At 55.2% G+C, this 19,206-nt stretch carries 16 protein-coding genes and 1 pseudogene; 6 read left to right on the top strand and 11 right to left on the bottom strand.

The window, feature by feature from the left end:
• Positions 1-105: 105 nt before the first annotated feature.
• From thyA to rppH, 4 genes are all read right to left on the bottom strand, one after another.
• Positions 106-900 (bottom strand): thymidylate synthase, encoded by a 795-nt coding sequence (gene thyA, locus JTA15_RS13180; RefSeq protein WP_013098550.1) that lies wholly within the window; start codon positions 898-900, stop codon positions 106-108.
• Between the two features lie 6 nt (positions 901-906).
• Positions 907-1,782 carry a prolipoprotein diacylglyceryl transferase gene (gene lgt, locus JTA15_RS13185; protein WP_014171449.1) on the bottom strand — a complete coding sequence of 292 codons (876 nt, stop codon included), beginning with the start codon at positions 1,780-1,782 and terminating at the stop codon, positions 907-909.
• Positions 1,783-1,995: 213 nt separating this feature from the next.
• Positions 1,996-4,242 carry a phosphoenolpyruvate--protein phosphotransferase gene (ptsP, locus tag JTA15_RS13190; protein WP_014171450.1) on the bottom strand — a complete coding sequence of 749 codons (2,247 nt, stop codon included), beginning with the start codon at positions 4,240-4,242 and terminating at the stop codon, positions 1,996-1,998.
• A 12-nt stretch (positions 4,243-4,254) separates the two neighbouring features.
• On the bottom strand, positions 4,255-4,785 hold the full coding sequence (gene rppH, locus JTA15_RS13195) for an RNA pyrophosphohydrolase (protein WP_013098553.1): 531 nt from the start codon (positions 4,783-4,785) through the stop codon (positions 4,255-4,257).
• A 463-nt stretch (positions 4,786-5,248) separates the two neighbouring features.
• Between rppH and JTA15_RS21840 the strand changes: the two are divergent.
• From JTA15_RS21840 to JTA15_RS13210, 4 genes and pseudogenes are all read left to right on the top strand, one after another.
• A pseudogene (locus tag JTA15_RS21840) lies at positions 5,249-5,314 on the top strand (hypothetical protein); the annotation flags it as partial.
• A 154-nt stretch (positions 5,315-5,468) separates the two neighbouring features.
• Complete coding sequence (mutH, locus tag JTA15_RS13200) at positions 5,469-6,161, top strand: DNA mismatch repair endonuclease MutH (protein WP_047956048.1); 693 nt, start codon at positions 5,469-5,471, stop codon at positions 6,159-6,161.
• A gap of 128 nt (positions 6,162-6,289) precedes the next feature.
• Entirely contained in the window at positions 6,290-6,508 is a 219-nt protein-coding gene (locus JTA15_RS13205) for a YgdI/YgdR family lipoprotein (RefSeq protein WP_020883776.1), read from the top strand.
• A gap of 132 nt (positions 6,509-6,640) precedes the next feature.
• Positions 6,641-7,681: an NADP(H)-dependent aldo-keto reductase gene (locus JTA15_RS13210; protein WP_219372387.1), complete on the top strand. Its 1,041-nt coding sequence runs from the start codon at positions 6,641-6,643 to the stop codon at positions 7,679-7,681.
• A 77-nt stretch (positions 7,682-7,758) separates the two neighbouring features.
• Here the strand turns inward: JTA15_RS13210 and lplT are convergent, their stop codons facing one another.
• Together lplT and aas are read right to left on the bottom strand one after the other, a co-directional pair.
• Positions 7,759-8,952: a lysophospholipid transporter LplT gene (lplT, locus tag JTA15_RS13215; RefSeq protein WP_025203340.1), complete on the bottom strand. Its 1,194-nt coding sequence runs from the start codon at positions 8,950-8,952 to the stop codon at positions 7,759-7,761.
• Positions 8,945-11,104 carry a bifunctional acyl-ACP--phospholipid O-acyltransferase/long-chain-fatty-acid--ACP ligase gene (aas, locus tag JTA15_RS13220; RefSeq protein ID WP_020883773.1) on the bottom strand — a complete coding sequence of 720 codons (2,160 nt, stop codon included), beginning with the start codon at positions 11,102-11,104 and terminating at the stop codon, positions 8,945-8,947. The genes lplT and aas overlap by 8 nt, the downstream gene beginning before the upstream one ends.
• 424 nt (positions 11,105-11,528) lie before the next feature.
• Between aas and galR the strand changes: the two genes are divergently transcribed.
• Positions 11,529-12,545 (top strand): HTH-type transcriptional regulator GalR, encoded by a 1,017-nt coding sequence (galR, locus tag JTA15_RS13225; protein ID WP_020883772.1) that lies wholly within the window; start codon positions 11,529-11,531, stop codon positions 12,543-12,545.
• Here the strand turns inward: galR and JTA15_RS13230 are convergent.
• From JTA15_RS13230 to JTA15_RS13245, 4 genes are all read right to left on the bottom strand, one after another.
• Positions 12,506-12,982: a GNAT family N-acetyltransferase gene (locus tag JTA15_RS13230; RefSeq protein WP_014171458.1), complete on the bottom strand. Its 477-nt coding sequence runs from the start codon at positions 12,980-12,982 to the stop codon at positions 12,506-12,508. The two genes, galR and JTA15_RS13230, sit on opposite strands and share 40 nt — an antisense overlap.
• A complete protein-coding gene (locus JTA15_RS13235; RefSeq protein ID WP_014171459.1) occupies positions 12,979-13,752 on the bottom strand; it encodes a GntR family transcriptional regulator in 774 nt (257 codons plus the stop codon). The genes JTA15_RS13230 and JTA15_RS13235 overlap by 4 nt, the downstream gene beginning before the upstream one ends.
• 90 nt (positions 13,753-13,842) lie before the next feature.
• A complete protein-coding gene (locus tag JTA15_RS13240) occupies positions 13,843-15,270 on the bottom strand; it encodes a glycoside hydrolase family 1 protein (RefSeq protein ID WP_219372388.1) in 1,428 nt (475 codons plus the stop codon).
• Positions 15,271-15,277: 7 nt separating this feature from the next.
• A complete protein-coding gene (locus tag JTA15_RS13245) occupies positions 15,278-16,603 on the bottom strand; it encodes a PTS sugar transporter subunit IIC (protein ID WP_020883770.1) in 1,326 nt (441 codons plus the stop codon).
• A 300-nt stretch (positions 16,604-16,903) separates the two neighbouring features.
• Here JTA15_RS13245 and JTA15_RS13250 point away from each other — a divergent pair, with 300 nt between their 5' ends.
• Positions 16,904-17,941 carry a LacI family DNA-binding transcriptional regulator gene (locus JTA15_RS13250; protein ID WP_032678896.1) on the top strand — a complete coding sequence of 346 codons (1,038 nt, stop codon included), beginning with the start codon at positions 16,904-16,906 and terminating at the stop codon, positions 17,939-17,941.
• On the opposite strand, the gene lysA is transcribed toward JTA15_RS13250, so the two are convergent.
• A complete protein-coding gene (gene lysA, locus JTA15_RS13255; protein ID WP_219372389.1) occupies positions 17,911-19,173 on the bottom strand; it encodes a diaminopimelate decarboxylase in 1,263 nt (420 codons plus the stop codon). The two genes, JTA15_RS13250 and lysA, sit on opposite strands and share 31 nt — an antisense overlap.
• Positions 19,174-19,206: the final 33 nt, after the last annotated feature.

Genomic DNA, 19,206 nt, shown 5'->3' on the forward strand with positions numbered 1-19,206 from the left:
CGGTTGCAGTGTGTTGCATACGTTCTGGATTACGCGTCGGAAAGCGGGAAGAAGGCGAAAAAAAACCGGCGCTAAACAGCACCGGTTATGTCACGATTGACGGCCTCAGATAGCGACGGGCGCTTTGATGCCAGGATGAGGGTCATAACCCTCAATCTCAAAATCGTCAAAGCGGTAATCAAAAATGGATTCCGGTTTGCGTTTGATAATCAGCTTAGGCAAGGCGCGCGGTTCGCGAGTCAGCTGGAGATGCGTCTGTTCCATATGGTTGCTGTAGAGGTGGGTATCCCCACCGGTCCAGACGAAATCGCCCACTTCCAGATCGCACTGCTGCGCCATCATATGCACTAACAGCGCATAGCTGGCAATGTTGAACGGCAGGCCGAGGAACACGTCGCAGGAGCGCTGATAGAGCTGGCAGGAGAGCTTACCGTCTGCCACATAGAACTGGAAGAACGCATGGCACGGTGCCAGTGCCATTTTGTCCAGCTCGCCGACGTTCCAGGCGGAAACGATAATACGGCGCGAGTCCGGATCGTTTTTCAGCTGGTTCATCACGGTGGTGATCTGGTCAATATGGCGGCCATCCGGCGTAGGCCATGCGCGCCACTGCTTACCGTACACCGGGCCCAGGTTGCCGTTTTCATCTGCCCATTCGTCCCAGATAGAGACGTTGTTTTCATGCAGATACGCAACGTTGGTATCGCCTTGCAGGAACCAGAGCAGTTCATGAATGATCGAGCGCAGGTGGCAGCGCTTTGTCGTCACCAGCGGAAAACCTTCCTGCAGATTGAAGCGCATCTGGTGGCCAAAAATGGAGAGCGTGCCGGTACCGGTACGGTCATTTTTCGGCGTGCCCTCATCGAGCACTTTTTTCATCAGTTCAAGATACTGTTTCATGGTTCCTCAGGAAAGTTGTTGCTGTGGACGACGACGATACGCCCAAATCATCATAATGACACCCGCGACAATCATCGGAATGGAGAGGATCTGCCCCATGCTGATGTACTGTACCCATTCGCCGGTGAACTGTGCATCCGGCTGGCGGAAGAACTCGACGATGATACGGAATGCACCGTAGCCAATCAGGAACAGACCGGAGACAGACCCCATCGGACGCGGTTTACGGATAAACAGATTCAGGATGATAAACAGCACCACACCTTCCAGCGCCAGCTCGTAAAGCTGAGACATGTGGCGCGGCAGAACACCGTAAGTATCGAACAGGGATTGCCACTCAGGATGAGACGGCAGCAGCGCCATGTCCTCTGCACGCGAGCCCGGGAACAGCATGGTAAAGGAGACACTCGGGTCGACACGCCCCCAGAGCTCACCATTGATAAAGTTGCCCAGACGTCCTGCTCCCAGACCAAACGGGATCAGTGGCGCGATAAAATCTGACACCTGGAAGAAGTTGCGTTTGGTGCGTTTGGCAAAAATCACCATCACCAGGATCACACCAATCAGCCCGCCGTGGAAGGACATGCCGCCATCCCAGACGCGGAACAGGTAGAGTGGATCGTTCAGGAATACCGGGAGGTTATAGAACAGAACATACCCAATACGGCCGCCCAGGAACACGCCAAGGAAGCCTGCATACAGCAGGTTCTCGACTTCGTTTTTGGTCCAGCCACTGCCGGGACGACTGGCGCGACGGCCAGCAAGCCACATGGCAAAAATGAAGCCGACCAGGTACATCAGACCGTACCAGTGAAGCGAAACAGGTCCTATTGAGAAAATGACCGGATCAAATTCCGGAAAATGCAGATAACCACTGTTCATCTGTCACCACAAGATGTTGTTATTCCGCTGAAAGTGGACAGCGGTAGAAATGCGATTCTGCTGTTAGCAGAGGCTCCAAAGTTGCGAATCATAGCATAAGGCGGACGCGGAGGATGCGCCAGAGATGTAAAAGATGTGTATAGAGGAGTGTGTTATATCCTCACCTCCGCCCTGTCACAAAGGACGAGGACGGAGTGAGGGGATAAGTACGTATTAGCGACCGCCGCGAATCAGGCCGCCCATACCGCGTCGTTCCATGAAAGCAGCCACCTGATGACGCACTTCGGCGGCCAGCTGCGCTTCAAGACTGCGTTCAGCCAGCTCGCGGGCATCCTCAATATCGATATGCCGCAGCAGGTACTTCACGCGGGCAACCGCACGGCCGTTCATGGAGAGGTGGCGGTACCCCAGCCCAATCAGGATTGCTACGCACATCGAATCCCCGGCCATTTCACCACACAGGCGCAAATCAATATCGTGCTGTTCGGCTTCTCGCGCGATCATCGCTAACGCCCGGATCATCGCAGGGTGCAGGCTGTCATAGATGCTGGCAACACGCGTGTTGTTACGGTCGACGGCCAGAATATACTGCGTCAGGTCATTGGTACCGACCGAGATAAAGTCGACACGGTTAGCCAGCTGCGGCAGCATAAAGACCATTGACGGCACTTCAAGCATCACCCCAATTCGTGGTTTGGGGATCGCATAGCCAATCATCTCTTCGACTTCACGGCCGGCACGCTCAATCAGACGCCGCGCCTCGTCAATCTCATCAATGCTGGTGACCATCGGCAGTAAAATGCTGAGGTTACCCGTCGCCGCATTCGCGCGCAGCATGGCACGCACCTGGATCAGGAAGATCTCAGGCTGATCGAGCGTAATGCGTATCCCACGCCAGCCCAGGCACGGGTTTTCCTCACTGATCGGCATGTACGGCAGCTGTTTATCTGCCCCGACATCAAGGGTGCGCAGGGTGACCGGTTTGTCGTTAAACATCTGCAGCATGCCCTGATACTGCGCGACCTGCTCCTCTTCAGAGGGAAAGCCACTTTGCAGCATGAACGGGATTTCGGTGCGGTATAAGCCGATACCGTCGATGCGGCTGCCGAGCTTCTCTTCATGCTCGGGGCTTAAACCTGCGTTGAGCATGACTTTGATTCGCTCGCCGCTTTTGAGCTGCGCGGGCAGATTAACGTCATCCTCTGCCAGCTTGCTTAATTCATTCTCTTCGCTGATAAGGCGCTGGTATTCCTGAAGCAGAACCGGCTCAGGATCAACCAACAGCTCACCGCGATAACCGTCGACCACCAGGGTGCGTCGGTGCAGCACCGATGGCTGGATATCCGCCCCCATAACGGTGGGAATTCCCAGCGCACGCACCATAATGGCCGCGTGCGAGTTCGCCGCGCCATCGCGTACCACCACGCCCGCCAGGCGGTCATGAGGCAGTTCAGCCAGCGTTGTCGCGGAGAGTTCATCGGCAACGAGCACAAAACGTTTTGGCCAGGCATTCGCGCCCTGAATAGTGTCATCAAGATGGAACAGTAAACGCTGCCCCAGGGCGCGTAAATCACCGGCCCGCTCTTTCAGGTAACCGTCGGTCAGTGCCGCAAACTGTTCGGCAAATTTTTCGATGACCTTTTTAACCGCCCACTCCGCAACCGCACCTTTGTCGACTTCGTCAAAAAGCTCGCGGCGCAGACGTGCATCGGAGAGAAGGTGCGAGTAAAGGTCAAAAATGGCCGCCGTCTCTTTTTGCGCCCCAGCGGCAAAGCGCTTGCTGTAGCGACGAAACTCATTCGACGCCTCTTCCAGTGCGGCGGTGAGACGCTCGCGCTCAAGCGCTTCATCAAGCGTTGAGGCTTCGTACACTTGCTCCATCAACGGCAGAGTGGCGTCCATCCAGCCTTCGGCGATAGCGACGCCCGGCGACGCCGGAAGCGCGCGAATACGCGTATGACGATACTGACCAAACAGTGCCGTCAACTGGGACTGGGAGAGGATCGCGGCCATCTGCGTGGCCAGCGTGACGAGGAAAGACTCTTCGCTTTCATCGTACTGACGCAACTCACGCTGCTGTACCACCAGCACACCAAGCAGCTGACGGCGCTGAATAATCGGCACACCCAGGAAGGCGCGGAAACGATCTTCTTTTACGGAGGGGATATATTTAAAGCTGGGGTGTTTTTGCGCGTCGGCAAGGTTGATAGGTTCGGCGAGTCGCCCAACCAGACCAACAATACCTTCATCAAACGCGAGCGTTACGGTGCGTCCACGTGGCTTTTTCAAACCACGGGTCGCCATCAGGTAATAGCAACGCCGATCGTGGTCGGCCAGATACACCGAACAGACTTCGGTCTCCATCGCAAGACAGATGTCGGTAACCAGAATGTTCAGCGCCTCATTCAGACGCGGCGCACTGGCCACCTTCTCGACTATTTCTCGCAAGCGGGTGAGCATGATTTGCGTAGCTTAACCTCTTTTACGTCGCCAGGCAGGTGCGCTCTGCGGCTTAGGCGGGATCTCCTGAAGCTGCATGACAACACTTGCGAACTCTTTCATCACCCTACGGTAAACATCGCGTTTAAATGACACGACCTGACGAACAGGATACCAATAGCTCACCCAACGCCAGCCATCAAACTCCGGCGTACTGCTGGTTTGCATATTGATATCTGAATCGTTGCCCACCAACTGCAGTAGAAACCATTTTTGTTTCTGGCCGATACAAACCGGCTTTGTGTCCCAACGCACCAAACGTTTCGGTAACTTGTAACGCAACCAGTTGCGGGTCGAAGCCAGGATGCGAACATCTTTTCGGCTTAAACCAACCTCTTCAAACAGCTCCCGGTACATCGCTTGTTCTGGGGACTCTCCCGGGTTGATCCCGCCTTGCGGGAACTGCCAGGAGTGCTGACCATATCGACGGGCCCACATCACCTGGCCCTGACGATTACAAATTACTATTCCTACGTTCGGGCGGTAGCCATCGTCATCAATCACCGGACTACCCCAAACTAAACCTTATATATGAATGATTGTTTCACACTACAGGGAGGCGGTAAACCACTCTCTTACAGGGCTGCAACCTAATAACATTTGAATAACTCACAAATACAGGCAGAGTTATAAACAGATGAGCAGCTCTGAGGGGAATTTTATTCACCTTTTCTGTGGATATAGTTGTGAAGAAGTGTCTGATTACCGATGAACAACCTCAGCCGCCGTCAATCTCCCTCCATTACCAATAAAAAATAAAATCATTATTTTCATAAAGTTAATCACCACAAAACCAACCCACACCGCTTAAGCGTGACGATCGTCACATCAGGGATCGTTGTGCTGATGAAAGATCGAACAGCGTCGGTTTTATCCACAGATTGTGCCAATAAGTTAGGCACAATTTGTTTGAAAATTGGATTTTCGTCGCACGTCAAGGCTGTAAATTGAAACAGTAGTCAGGGTTATGCCCAGTTATCCCACTTTTCTGTGGATAACATGGTGTAAGATCCTGTTCATTGTCAGTGACCAGAATTGAACAACCGAATTTTTGTCCCTCGCCATCCATTTTTAGTGTACCAAAAAAACCTATAAATCATGCACATGGCATATTCGTACAGAAAAAGTTAAACTCTATCCACAGGGGACAATTTCTTAGTGTATTTTTTAATCAAAAGGTTACCTTCATGCATTCGCTTTTACCCTTGCTTTCACCGCCGTCCAGCGAAACCCAGTTGCTACAGCAGGCGCAGCGTCTGGCTGGCTTTTCGCTTGGCGAGCTGGCGGCAATGGCTGGCCTGCCGATCCCTCAGGATCTGAAGCGGGATAAAGGCTGGATCGGCATGCTGCTGGAGCTGTGGTTGGGTGCAAGCGCAGGGAGTAAACCGGAGCAGGATTTCGCCGCCCTGGGCGTAGAGTTAAAAACCATTCCCATCGATAGCCTTGGGAAGCCCCTGGAAACGACATTTGTCTGCGTTGCACCGTTAACCGGGAATACCGGTGTGACGTGGGAAACCAGTCACGTTCGCCATAAACTGAAGCGCGTGCTTTGGGTTCCCGTAGAAGGAGAACGTCAGATCCCGCTGGCTGAACGCCGGGTTGGCGCACCGCTGCTGTGGAGTCCGGATGAAGATGAAGAGCATCAGCTGCGTCTGGACTGGGAAGAGCTGATGGATATGATTGTCCTCGGTCAGGTCGAGCGCATCACCGCCCGACACGGAGAGGTGTTACAGCTGCGGCCAAAGGCGGCGAACAGTAAAGCGCTCACGGAGGCGATCGGTGCCCAGGGCGAGCCGATACTGACATTGCCACGCGGTTTTTATCTCAAAAAGAACTTTACCGGGGCGCTCCTTGCTCGCCATTTCTTACTCAAAACGTAGTTTTTTACTTATTTTGAGAGCTCTCAAACATAATCACCTGGTTTTTAAGATTTTACCGCTTCCTCCTGTCGAAATATCGGGTTATTACTACACTATGATTTGATACGAGCCAGGTGAGGACGATAACGATGAAAAAATGGGCAGTGTTAATTTCAGCAGTCGGATTAGCGTTTGCAGTATCGGGCTGTAGCAGCGATTACGTGATGGCGACAAAAGATGGCCGGATGATCCTGACAGACGGCAAGCCGGAAGTCGATGATGACACCGGTCTGGTCAGCTACCGCGATCAGTCCGGGAATAAAATGCAGATCAATCGCGACGAAGTCTCGCAAATTATCGAGCGATAAACAGAGAGAGGTCAGTACCTTGCTGGCCTTTTTGATTTTTTTCTTCCCCTTTTGCTTCCCCTCTGCCATGTTTATATTCCTTTGTCGGGAGGTTCCTGACGCGGTCTACATGTCTATTGAAGGAAGCCGGCTATGCATTATCACCGTATCCCCCACAGCTCTCTGGAGATAAGCCAACTGGGGTTGGGCACGATGACATTTGGTGAACAAAACAGCGAAGCCGATGCCCATGCACAACTCGATTATGCCGTCAGCCAGGGCATTAACCTGATTGATGTCGCAGAGATGTACCCTGTTCCTCCACGCCCGGAAACGCAGGGGCTTACCGAAACCTACGTCGGCAACTGGCTGGCAAAACGCGGCAATCGCGAAAAACTGGTTATCGCCTCGAAAGTCAGCGGCCCTGCGCGTAACAGCGATGCCGGGATCCGCCCAAACCAGATCCTCGATCGCAAGAATATCCGTGCCGCGCTGGATGCCAGCCTGAAGCGACTGCAAACCGATTATATTGATCTCTACCAGGTACACTGGCCGCAGCGTCCAACCAACTGCTTTGGTAAGCTCGGCTACAGCTGGAACGAAAGTGCTCCCGCCGTTACGCTGCTTGAAACGCTGGAAGCACTGACCGAATGCCAGCGAGCGGGCAAAATCCGCTACATCGGCGTGTCTAACGAAACGGCTTTTGGCGTTATGCGCTACCTGCACCTGGCTGATAAACACGATCTGCCGCGCATTGTCACCATCCAAAACCCCTACAGCCTGCTCAACCGCAGTTACGAAGTGGGTCTGGCCGAAGTGACGCAATATGAAGAGGTTGAGCTGCTCGCCTATTCCTGCCTGGGCTTTGGTACGCTGACGGGTAAATACCTGAACGGCGCGAAGCCAGCCGGCGCGCGTAATACGCTCTTCAGCCGCTTTACCCGCTATAGCGGCGAGCAGACGCAGAAAGCCATCGCGGCCTACGTTGATATTGCGAAGCGTCACGGGCTCGATCCTGCCCAGATGGCATTGGCCTTCGTACGCCGTCAGCCGTTTGTGGCCAGCACCCTGCTGGGCGCAACGACGATGGAACAGTTGAAAACCAACATTGAGAGTTTCCATCTGGACCTGAGCGAGGACGTGCTGGCGGAGATTGACGCGGTGCATCAGGTTTATACCTATCCGGCACCGTAAAAAAACAAAACGGCAACCTCTGTTGCCGTTTTTAATGTTTGCACCCGCTTGTGAAAAGGCGCTGAAGACGACCCGAATCAGCGGCGGCGCTGCCAGACCCACAAGCCGGCAATCGCCAGCGCGAACAATCCACCGAACCCGACGCCAATCCCTACCACAGGCGCACCGGCTTTAACCGCCAGCGAATACAGGCCCAGCATCAGCAGCATCGCCAGGTTTTCACCGAGGTTTTGCACCGCAATAGCATTGCCCGCCCCGACCGTCTGCTTGCCACGCTCCTGCAAAAGCGCATTCAGCGGCACCACGAAGAAGCCCCCCAGAATACCAATCAGGATCAGCAGTACGTAGGCTGGCAATAACGCGTGTTGCAGCGCGAAAAAAAGCACCGCAACGCCAATCAGGATCCCTGCCGGCATGCAGCGAGCAACGGTGTCGAGCGTCACCAGTTTTGCCGCTGCCCCCGCGCCCACCACAATCCCGATCGCTACCATTGCATTAAGGTAGGTTGGCGTCGCGTTGTCCGTGATCCCCAGCGCCACCGGCACCCACAATACCAGCAGGAAGCGCAGCGTAACGCCAGCGCCCCAGAACATACTGGTGCCCATCAAAGAGAATCGTGTTTCACCGTTACGCCACAGTACGCGGCAGGCATTGAAGAAGCTGCCGGTCATCGGCTTAAAGCGCCAGGATTGCCCCGGACGCGCCACCGGCAGTTTCGGAATAAACAGGTTAGCGACTACCGCGCCACCGTACACCACGGCACACACGCCGAGGGCCGCCAGCACGTGCCAGTCAGCGAGGACACCGCCTGCGACGGAGCCAAGCAGGATTGCCGCAATGGTGGAGGACTCCATCAGCCCATTGGCTTTCACCAGCTTATCACCGGTGGTCAGCTCCCCGAGGATGCCATACTTCGCCGGGGAGTAGGCTGCGGCGCCAATGCCGACCAGCGTATAGCCAATAAACGGATTGAAACCGAAACAAATGCTGGCCGCTCCCAGCAGTTTCAGACCGTTGGCAAACATCATTACCCGGCCTTTCGGGAAGCTGTCCGCAACCTGTCCGACAAACGGTGCAAAGATAATGTAAGCGCCCACAAACACCATCTGCAGAACCGGCTGACTCCAGTCGGGGTAAAACTCCGCCTTGAGCAGTGCCAGCGTGGCAAACAGCAGCGCGTTATCGCCAAAGGCGGAAAGGAACTGGGCGGCAATCACCGCCATCATGCCTTTTGAGCGCAGAGAGGTGTTAGTGTGTACTGACTCACGCATTATGTTGTTCCGCCTGTTCAACCATGCCCTTGAGGGTCACGAAGTCGGGCTTACCGCTGCCGAGCACCGGAAGCTGTTTCAGGTAGCGAATATCACGAGGTACCGCCAGCTCCGGGATGCCGTGCTCGCGGGCATAGCTCAGTAACTGGTCGCGCTTAAGCTCGCTGTCGGTGGTGAACAGCACCAGCGCCTCGCCTTTACTTGCATCACTCTTCACAACCGTGGCATGCATCTTGTCGGCGGAGACGCCCGATGCCAGCTGTTCAACCATCTCAAGAGAGACCATTTCACCCGCAATCTTGGCAAAGCGTTTTGCACGCCCCTGGATCTGCACAAAGCCTTGCTCATCGAAACGTACAATATCGCCGGTGTCGTACCAGCCCGTTTCAATCTCGCCATTAACGTTTTCTGCGGTCGGTGCTTCCAGCACGCCGGGGTTTTCCACGCGCAGATAGCCGTTCATCACGTTTGGCCCTTTCAGCTGCAGCCGGCCGCCGTCTTCAATACCAGGCACCGCCAGCAGACGAGCATCCAGCCCAGGCAGAATTCGGCCTACTGTCCCCGGCTTCGCCGCCATTGGCACGTTGATAGAGACCACCGGCGCACACTCTGTCACGCCATACCCCTCGAGGATGCGCAGACCAAATTTGTCCTGCCAGATCTGTCGCGTGCTCTCCTGCAGTTTTTCCGCGCCAGCAACCACGTAGCGCACGCGGAAGAAGTCATACGGATTGGCGAAACGCGCGTAGTTCCCGAGGAAGGTTGAGGTTCCAAACAACACGGTACAGTTACGGTCATACACCAGCTCCGGCACAATGCGGTAATGCAACGGGCTTGGATAAAGGAAGACTTCGGCACCGGTCAGCAGCGGCGTGAAAAGCCCCACCGTCAGGCCAAACGAGTGGAACAGCGGCAGCGCTGACATAAACCGGTCTTTCGCGGTAAAGTCGGCAATGCTTTTGATCTGCTCAACGTTCGCCAGAATACTCTTGTGACTGTGGACGACACCTTTCGGGTTGCCTTCAGAGCCAGAGGTGAAGAGGATAATCGCGTCGTCTTCCGGCTGCTGTTTCACCTGGGCCAGACGCGGCATCAGCAGATGAGCAAAAATCCACAGTTTGTCGCCTGTCGTCACGTCCGCTTTAAGATCTTCCAGGAAGACCCAGCGTACCTGGGTAAGCTGTTCAGGAAGATGCCACAGTTTGCCTTTGTCGAGGAACTGGCGGGAGGTAAAGACGGTTTTGATTTGCGCTGCCGTGATGGCGCTGGTCAGCCCTTTCACGCCCGCCGTGTAGTTCATCATCGCCGGAATACGGCCACGGGAAACGGCTCCAAAAATCACCGCCGCACTGATGCCTGCGTTGGGCAGCATCAGGCCAATCTTTTCGCCCTGCTGACTGTACTTCTCAAGAATACGGCCCACGAACAATGTTTTGGTCAGCAGCTTGCGATAGGTATCCGGGGTAAAGTTGATGTCTTCGATGCAGTTTTTCTTCGCGCCGTAGCGGTGCTGTGCCGACAGCAGGGATTCATACAGCGTCTCGCGCGGGCGGACCGCCATACGCGCTTCCATCATAATCTGGTGCAGCATCTCTCCGGCAATTTTACGGCGATCGCGTGCACGGGGCGCGTCAGGCATCGGTAACGACGTTGGCGGCAGGATATGCAACGTAATTTTTGGGAACACGCGCTGCTTTACCAGCCCTTTCAGACGGCTGAAATAGGAGCGCTCCGCTCCTTCAATACGCAGTGGCACCACAGTTGCTTTTGACTTCGCCGCGACAAACCCGGCGCCGTCGTAGATTTTCATCAGTGAACCGGTCACCGAGATGCGACCTTCCGGGAAAATAACCACCGGACGCCCCTGCTCCACCAGACGCACCAGATGTTTAATCATCATCGGTTTGGTCGGGTCGAGCGGCACAAAATCAATCAGCGGCGTGAGCCAGCGCATGTACCACTGCTGGCTGATGGAGGTATAAACCGCAAACACCGGACGCACGGGCAGAAATAGTGCCAGCAGAATGCCGTCGATAAAGGAAACATGGTTTGGTGTGATAAGAACGCGTTCGCCGCGAAGCGCCTGAGCATCGCCAGTGACGCGAATGCGAAAGAGAATACGGAAGAGTGTACGGAAGAACCCAAAAAGCATCTCAACTCCCTTTGCCAGCCAGTGTGAAGGGTTGATAGTAAATGGTGGCAGATTACACGAGAAGTGATACGGGAGCGACTGCAAAGTTGAGGCGAAAAAAAACCTGCGCATCCGCGCAGGTTGGTGCAAGAGAAGAGTACGAAACCGTACTAAGAATTCTCACCAATCAATACCTCTGGGATCTCGACTCTATCAATCTCCCCCTCATCCTCGCCATCGGACAATCGCAACAGCCTGAGGCAAAGTGTAACTAAAGGTTCAGATTGACATTATTCAGACATGACTGGCCGTGTAACGATTACACGGCCAGGGTTGTGCTGCGTCACGTTTGTGGAGGGCGAACCCCCGCGCCCCTTGAATGCACGGCGCTTTTCCGCAACACTATTTCGTGTGTAAACGCTTACCCCCACTAAGAAGGTATGTAATGGCGACAATAAAGGATGTGGCCCGTCTGGCTGGTGTTTCCGTGGCGACCGTCTCGCGCGTGATTAACGACTCCCCTAAAGCCAGTGACGCATCACGCCAGGCGGTGCAAAACGCCATGGAATCATTGAATTATCATCCGAATGCCAACGCCCGCGCCCTTGCCCAACAGTCTACTGAAACCATCGGACTGGTGGTGGGCGATGTGTCTGACCCGTTTTTTGGCGCCATGGTAAAAGCGGTTGAACAGGTTTCTTATCAGACCGGCAATTTTCTGCTGATCGGCAATGGCTATCACAACGAACAAAAAGAACGCCAGGCTATCGAACAGCTGATGCGCCACCGCTGCGCTGCGCTGGTTGTTCACGCCAAAATGATCCCCGATGCTGAACTCATTCATCTGATGAAGCAGATCCCCGGCATGGTGATCATCAACCGAATTATTCCCGGTTTTGAGAAACGCTGCGTGGCACTCGACGACCGCTACGGCGCCTGGCTTGCTACCCGCCATTTGATTCAGCAGGGCCATACCCGCATTGGTTATCTCTGCTCCAATCACCCGATTTCCGATGCCGAAGATCGCCTGCAGGGCTACTACGATGCCCTGCGCGAAAACGGTTTGCCGTGTAATGACCGGCTGGTGGCCTACGGCGAGCCGGATGAGAGTGGCGGCGAACAGGCAATGACAGAGCTGCTGGGGCGTGGACGGAATTTCACGGCGGTTGCCAGCTATAACGACTCGATGGCCGCCGGGGCAATGGGGGTGTTAAATGACAACGGAATCGAGGTGCCGGGAGAAATTTCACTCATTGGCTTCGATGATGTGCTGGTGTCCCGCTACGTGCGTCCCCGCCTGACCACCGTACGTTACCCGATTATCACAATGGCAACGCAGGCTGCGGAGCTGGCACTGGCGCTGGCCGAACAACGCCAGCCACCGGATATCACCCACCTGTTCAGCCCCACCTTAGTCCGCCGTCACTCTGTAGGTTCGCCAGCAGAAGCGGGAGAGGAATAGCGATACAGATGTACCGTTTTGTTCGGGTATTCGAGCGCATCGCCAATGTACTGCCAGCCGTAACGTTCGTAGAAGTCGCGGCAGGCAGACCACAGATGCAGTTCGTGATACCCGGCCTGCGCGGCATAGGCGATAACATGCTGCTGCAGTTTTCCCGCCAGTCCGTTACCACGCGCCGCTTCATCAACGTACAGCGCAGCCAGCCACGGACAAAGATCCTGTCGGGTGATTAAATCGCAGCGCCAGATCCCGACCGTACCCAGAAGCTGTTCGCCCTCCAGAGCAATAAAGGTCAACGGTAACGCGCCCGGCGTCTGGCTATGTTCAACGATGCTCTGGAAAAACGCCCGCGTAAGCCCGTCACCGAACGCCTGCCAGATCCAGTCAGTTACCTGTTCCGCATACTGAGGCGCGGCATAGAGAGGCAGAATAGTCACACCAGCTTCCCCTGAAACACGGGCACAGATTCAAAAAGATAACCGTCAAAATCCGGCGCATCTTCATCGGAGAGTTCAAGTAAGCTCTTTTTCACATTTTCCAGATGCTGGAACATCGCCTGCCAGGCGCCCATCACGTCACGACGGCGAAGCGCCGCGAGGATGGTTTGTCTGTCGCCCAGCCATTTCAGGCGGTATGCACGGCTGGCGATATGCCCATTGAATTGCTGCCACAGCGGACTGCTGTCCATGTGGTGCCAGATACTCTCTACCGTTGCCAGCAGCATCTGGTTTTGCGTTGCCCCCGCCAGCACCAGGTGAAACATTTTATTGTTGTCCTGGCTGTTATCGTTGGCGGCAATGGCGCGTTGCTCCTGCTCAATAATACGGCGCAGATTGTCGATGTCTGCGCGTGTCGCCATTTTGGCAGCAAACGCGGCGATGTTGCTTTCGAGGAGCTGGCGCGCCTGCAGGATCTCAAAGGGGCCGACGTCGCTGTTCAGAAAACGCTCTTCTTCGTTTTCGTGTTCTTCAGGAATGCGCATCACATAAACGCCAGAACCCTGGCGGATATCCACCGTGCCCTGCAGCTCCAGCATCAACAATGCCTCACGCACGATGGTACGACTTACGCCGTACTTCTCAGCAATATTACGCTCGGGCGGCAGACGGGAACCTACGGGATAGTGCCCCTGGATAATTTGCGCCCGTAAATCCTCGCCAATTTCCTGGTACTGTTTTTTTTCCGGCAGGATGACAGCCTTATCCACGTTTTCACCTGTTTTTTCAGTTAATGCGCAGGCCGGGCGTCCTCCCGGCCAGTTTGTGCGCTATTTTACCAGAACCAGCATGGTTTTCGCTTACTTCCATTCATCATCGACCGGGAGCGTGAGCACGCGCGCATCGCACAGCTGCCGGAACCAGCTCGCCGACCTTTTCGCCCGCCTGGCGCGATTGTTATCGAGATCGATCTCAATCAGCCCGTAGCGGTTTTTGAAGGCGTTCATCGGCGATACGTTGTCCGTGAAGGCCCACAGCATATAGCCATGACAGTTTGCCCCCTCCTCCCGCGCCAGCAGCGTGTAATAGAGGTGCTCGCGAATGAACGCAATGCGGTACTCGTCGTCAATGACCCCGTCACTGTTGCGAAACTGCGCTTCGTTCTCCACGCCCATCCCGCTCTCCGCCACGAACCAGTCGATATTGCGGTAGTCATTTTTTATCCGCATCGCCATATCGTAGATAATGCGGGGGTAGATTTCCCAGCCGCGGGATTTATTCATTCGCCGTCCTGGCAGTTCAAACGGTTCGTAGTAGTACGCCGGGTGGAACGGTGTCTCCGGGTGCCAGGCACGAGACGGCGCTTTCACCCGATGCGGGTAATAGAGGTTTATCCCCAGCTCATCGACGGTGTTCTGCGCAATCAGTTCCAGCTCTTCTGCGGTGTAGTCCCACGCCACCTGATGCTGTTCCAGCAGCGTAAAGAGTTCTGGCGGGTAGCGCCCGTGCACCAGCGGATCGAGAAATACGCGGTTATAGAACAGATCGTACTTCTCTGCGGCGTTAACATCGTGCGGTGCGCACGATCGAGGATAGGTAACTTCGGGGTTGAGAATACAGCCAACCGAGCCAGGGTACCCTTTGGCGCGAAACAGCTGCACAACCTTTGCCGTCGCCAGAACCTTATGGTGGTTCCACTGCATCCATTTACCGGTATTCTGCTCGTAGGGCCAGCGCAGCGCATCGAGATAAACGCGGGTCTGTACCACGATCGGTTCATTGAAGGTAAACCAGCGGGTGACTTTGCCGTGGTAGCGTTCAAAGACTTTTTCCGCATAGCGGACAAACAGGTCGACAACCTGCTTTGAAGCCCAGCCGCCGTAAGTGTCAAGCAGCACGCCCGGCAGCTCGTAATGCTCGAGGCAGATCATCGGCTCAATACCCTGACGGTGCATCTCATCGAACAACGCGTCGTAATAGGCGGCGTACTCCTCGTCCACCGTTACTTTTTCATAGTCGGTTAAAAAACGTGACCAGTTAATCGAGGTTCGGTAGTGCGTTAGCCCTGCCTGCTTCATCAGCGCCACATCCTCACGAAAGCGGTTGATAAAGTCGGTCGCCACCGCCGGGCCATAGCCGTTGTGCCAGACGTGGCGATCGTTTTTGTACCAGAGATCGATCCACGAATCCTGCCCCGCCTTTTTGCCGCTCCAGCCTTCGGTTTGCCAGGCTGACGCGGCCGCGCCCAGAATGAAATCCTGCGGAATGGTTATCTGTTTTGTCGTCATCACATCCTCATGCATTGTCGGTCGCCTGTTGCAGTGCGGCCTGTTCGGCACGTCGTGAAGCAATCTTCACAAACGGCAGGTAGATAATGACGGCAGTCACAATGCAGATAAGCTGAGTGATGACCGCCCCCATCGATCCGGCGGTGGAGAGCCAGGCGTTGATCAGCGGCGGCGTGGTCCACGGCACCATCACCACGGCTTTACCGGCAAAGCCGGTTACGGTGGCAAAGTAACCGATAGAGCCGGTCACCAGCGGCGTGATAATGAAAGGAATGGCGAGGATCGGGTTAAGCATGATTGGCATGCCGAAGATCACCGGCTCGTTGATGTTAAAGAGCCCCGGACCAATGGAAAGCTTGGCGATCTCTTTCATCTCTTTGCGTTTGGTGGCAATCATGACCGCGATCAGCAGGCCGATGGTCAGCCCCGACCCGCCGATGCTCATATACACATCCCAGAACGGCATGGTGATGATATTCGGCACCTCTTTGCCCTGCTCAAAGGCGCTCATATTAACGGTGATGGCGCCTAACAGCAGCGGCTCGCGGATCGGCTTGATCATCTGGTTGCCGTGAATACCAATCACCCAGAAAAGCTGTGCGACAAACATCAGCAGCAGAATGCCCGGCAGGCTTTGCACCACGCGCTCCAGCGGCTGTTGCACCACCTGATAGACCGCGTCATAGAGATACATGCCGGTGAGTTGATGGAAGACGAAACCCAATGTGGCAATCGCGGTAGTGGTGATGATCGCCGGGATCAGCGCGGAGAACGATGCCGCCACGTTTGGCGGTACGGTGTCCGGCATCCTGATCTTCAGCCCCTTGCGGTTTTCCAGCCAGCAGTAAATTTCTACCGACAGAATCGCGATAAACATGCCGAGGAACAGGCTGCGGGTATCAGAGAACTGACGCAGCAGCACGTCTTTCACCACGTGCATTTCACCATCCACCAGCATCTCGACGGTTGTCGGCGTCACGCAGATAAAGCAGATCACCGCCAGCAGGCCAGGGAATAAGGATTTGATCCCGTTGATGCGGCCCAGTTCGATACCGATTAAGAACACCGCGCCAATGTTAAGGAAATTCAGGGTAGCGTAATTGAGCGCGCTGGTGATGGGTTTTAGCGTGGCGAGAAAAGAGAGGGACTGGAAGCTCGCCAGGCCATTTTTCGGATCCAGTACCATATTGGAGATCAAGACAGAGAATGCCCCAACGATGATGACCGGCATTAAGGTAATAAAGGCAGACTTGATCGCCATGATATAGCGATAACTGTTGAATTTTGTGGCAAAACTGCCCAGAGCGTCGATCAGTTTTTCCTGTAATGCCATAGGGTAATACCTCAGTAAAAGGGCTTTTATTGGATAAGGTGTACAGCCGGATACTATTGGCATACCAAAAATAGCTTCATGTCGGGTTTTGTTCTGTGATTAAGCTCTCAAGGACGTAACAGGTATTCCAAAATGCAGTTTGTATCGATTTTGGCATACCACTTAAAACCCGGTATTTCGAACTGACCGATCGTTACCTAAAAGCGTGATCGTGCTGGAAGTTTTGCCCTTCCCGCATCGCTTATGCACCGGATGGTCTGTGTTAAACTGCAGATCGTTACGTGGAATCAGGAATGTCTAATGGCAACAATGCTGGATGTCTCATTGCGCGCGGGCGTGTCGAAAGCCACGGTATCGCGCGTGCTGAACGGCACAGGTCAGGTTAAAGAGAGTACGCGTCAGCAGGTGTTTAATGCGATGGAAGAGCTGGGCTACCGCCCAAATTTTCTTGCGCGTTCGCTGGCAAACCAGACCAGCAACAGCATTGGTCTGGTGGTCTCTACCTTTGATGGTTTTTACTTTGGTCGTCTTCTTCAGCAGGCCTCCCGACAGACGGAAACCCACGGCAAGCAGCTGATCGTCACGGATGGTCACGACGCCCCGGAGCAGGAAGAGCAGGCGGTACAAATGCTGGCCGATCGCAAATGCGATGCCATCGTGCTTTACACCCGCTACATGAGCGAAAAAGCGATCATGAAGCTGATCCATTCGGTGCAAACCCCGCTGGTGGTCATCAACCGTGAAGTCAGCCAGGCGCCCGATCGCTGCGTGTTCTTCGAACAGCAGGATGCCGCCTTTAAGGCCGTGGATTACCTGATCAACCAGGGCCACCGGGAGATCGCTTGTATCACCGTCCCGATCCACACGCCAACCGGGAAAGCGAGGCTGATGGGCTACCGTAAGGCGCTGGAAAAGCACGGTATTCGTCTGGACGAGCGGCGGATTAAGTATGGCGATGCGGGAATGACGCGAGGATATGAGCTCTGCAAAGAGCTGATTGCCGACGGTATAGCGTTTAGCGCTCTGTTTGCCTGTAACGATGATATGGCGTTGGGTGCGTCCAAGGCGCTACACCAGGCGGGGCTGCGGATCCCACAGGATATTTCCCTGTTTGGCTTTGACGATGCCCCATGCGCGAAATGGCTGGAGCCTGCGCTCTCGTCGGTTTACCTGCCTATCGACAATATGATCGTTACGGCTATCGATCAGGCGATCCGGCTGGCAAAAAACCAACCGGTCGACGCGATCCCGCCGTTCACCGGTACGCTGGTATTACGCGACTCGGTCACGACGGGGCCGTACTTCACTCAGACGAGTTCCAGCGCCAGCAGTTCCTGAATGGTCTGGCGGCGGCGGATCAGCCGCGCCTTGCCGTTATCAAACAACACTTCTGGCAGCAGCGGGCGGCTGTTGTAGTTTGAGGACATTGACGCCCCGTAGGCACCGGTATCGTGCAGCACCAGATAGTCGCCTGGTTTAACTTCCGGCAGCGCGCGGGTTTCCACTTTCCCCCCTTCCTGCTGGGTAAAGACATCACCAGACTCACACAGCGGGCCCGCGACAACCGTCTCGATACGCGGCGCGTGAGTTAAATCGCGGCCATCGGCAGCCAGAGCCGAAATGTGGTGATAGCTGCCGTACATTGACGGGCGCATCAGATCGTTAAAGCCGGCGTCAATCAGCACAAAGTGGCGCGAGCCCATCTCTTTCACGCTGCGAACCTGCGCCACCAGCACCCCGGATTCAGCCACCAGGAAACGACCCGGCTCAATTTCCAGCTTCACGGCATGACCAAGATGCGCGGCGACCTGGTCACGCGCGGCGCTCCACAGGCCGTAATAGTGATCGGTGTCGATCGCCTCTTCCCCTTCACGGTAGGGAATGGAAAGACCGCCCCCGGCGGAGATCGCCTCCAGATCCTGACCAAACTCGATCACCTGGCGCACCATTGCGCCACAGACCTGCTCAAGGTGCGCGTAATCCACGCCGGAGCCGATGTGCATATGAATGCCCACCAGCTTCAGATTGTAACGCTGCAGTACGTCCATGGCAGCGGGCATATCGGCATACCAGATACCGTGCTTGCTGTTTTCGCCGCCGGTATTGGTTTTTTGGCTATGACCGTGACCAAAGCCAGGGTTCACGCGCAGCCAGACGCGGTGGCCCGGAGAAACTTGCCCAAGCTGTTCCAGCATATCCACGGACCCGGCGTTTACCGGCACCTGCAGCTCATGGACGCGAGCAAGCGTGGCGTCGTCGATCACATCGGCGGTAAACACAATCGCGTCAGGATCGGCTTTCGGATCAAACCCGGCCGCCAGCGCGCGCTCAATCTCCCCCAGGGAGACGGAGTCGACCTTCACACCCTGCTCACGCATCAGACGCAGAATGTGGATATTGGAGCACGCCTTCTGGGCAAAACGCACCACGTCAAACTGATGCAGGGCAGCAATCTTTTCGCGAACAATCTGCGCGTCGTAGACCCACACCGGACAGCCAAACTCGGCAGGCAGGCGTAGCAGGTTTTCGGCATTCAAATCGGTATCAGTCTGGTTAAGCGGGCGTGGCATGGTCTTTCTCCGGGGTGACATTTTTTTATGATT

It is taken from the genome of Enterobacter sp. BIDMC 29 (assembly GCF_019378755.1).
GTDB classification, from domain to species: domain Bacteria; phylum Pseudomonadota; class Gammaproteobacteria; order Enterobacterales; family Enterobacteriaceae; genus Enterobacter; species Enterobacter ludwigii.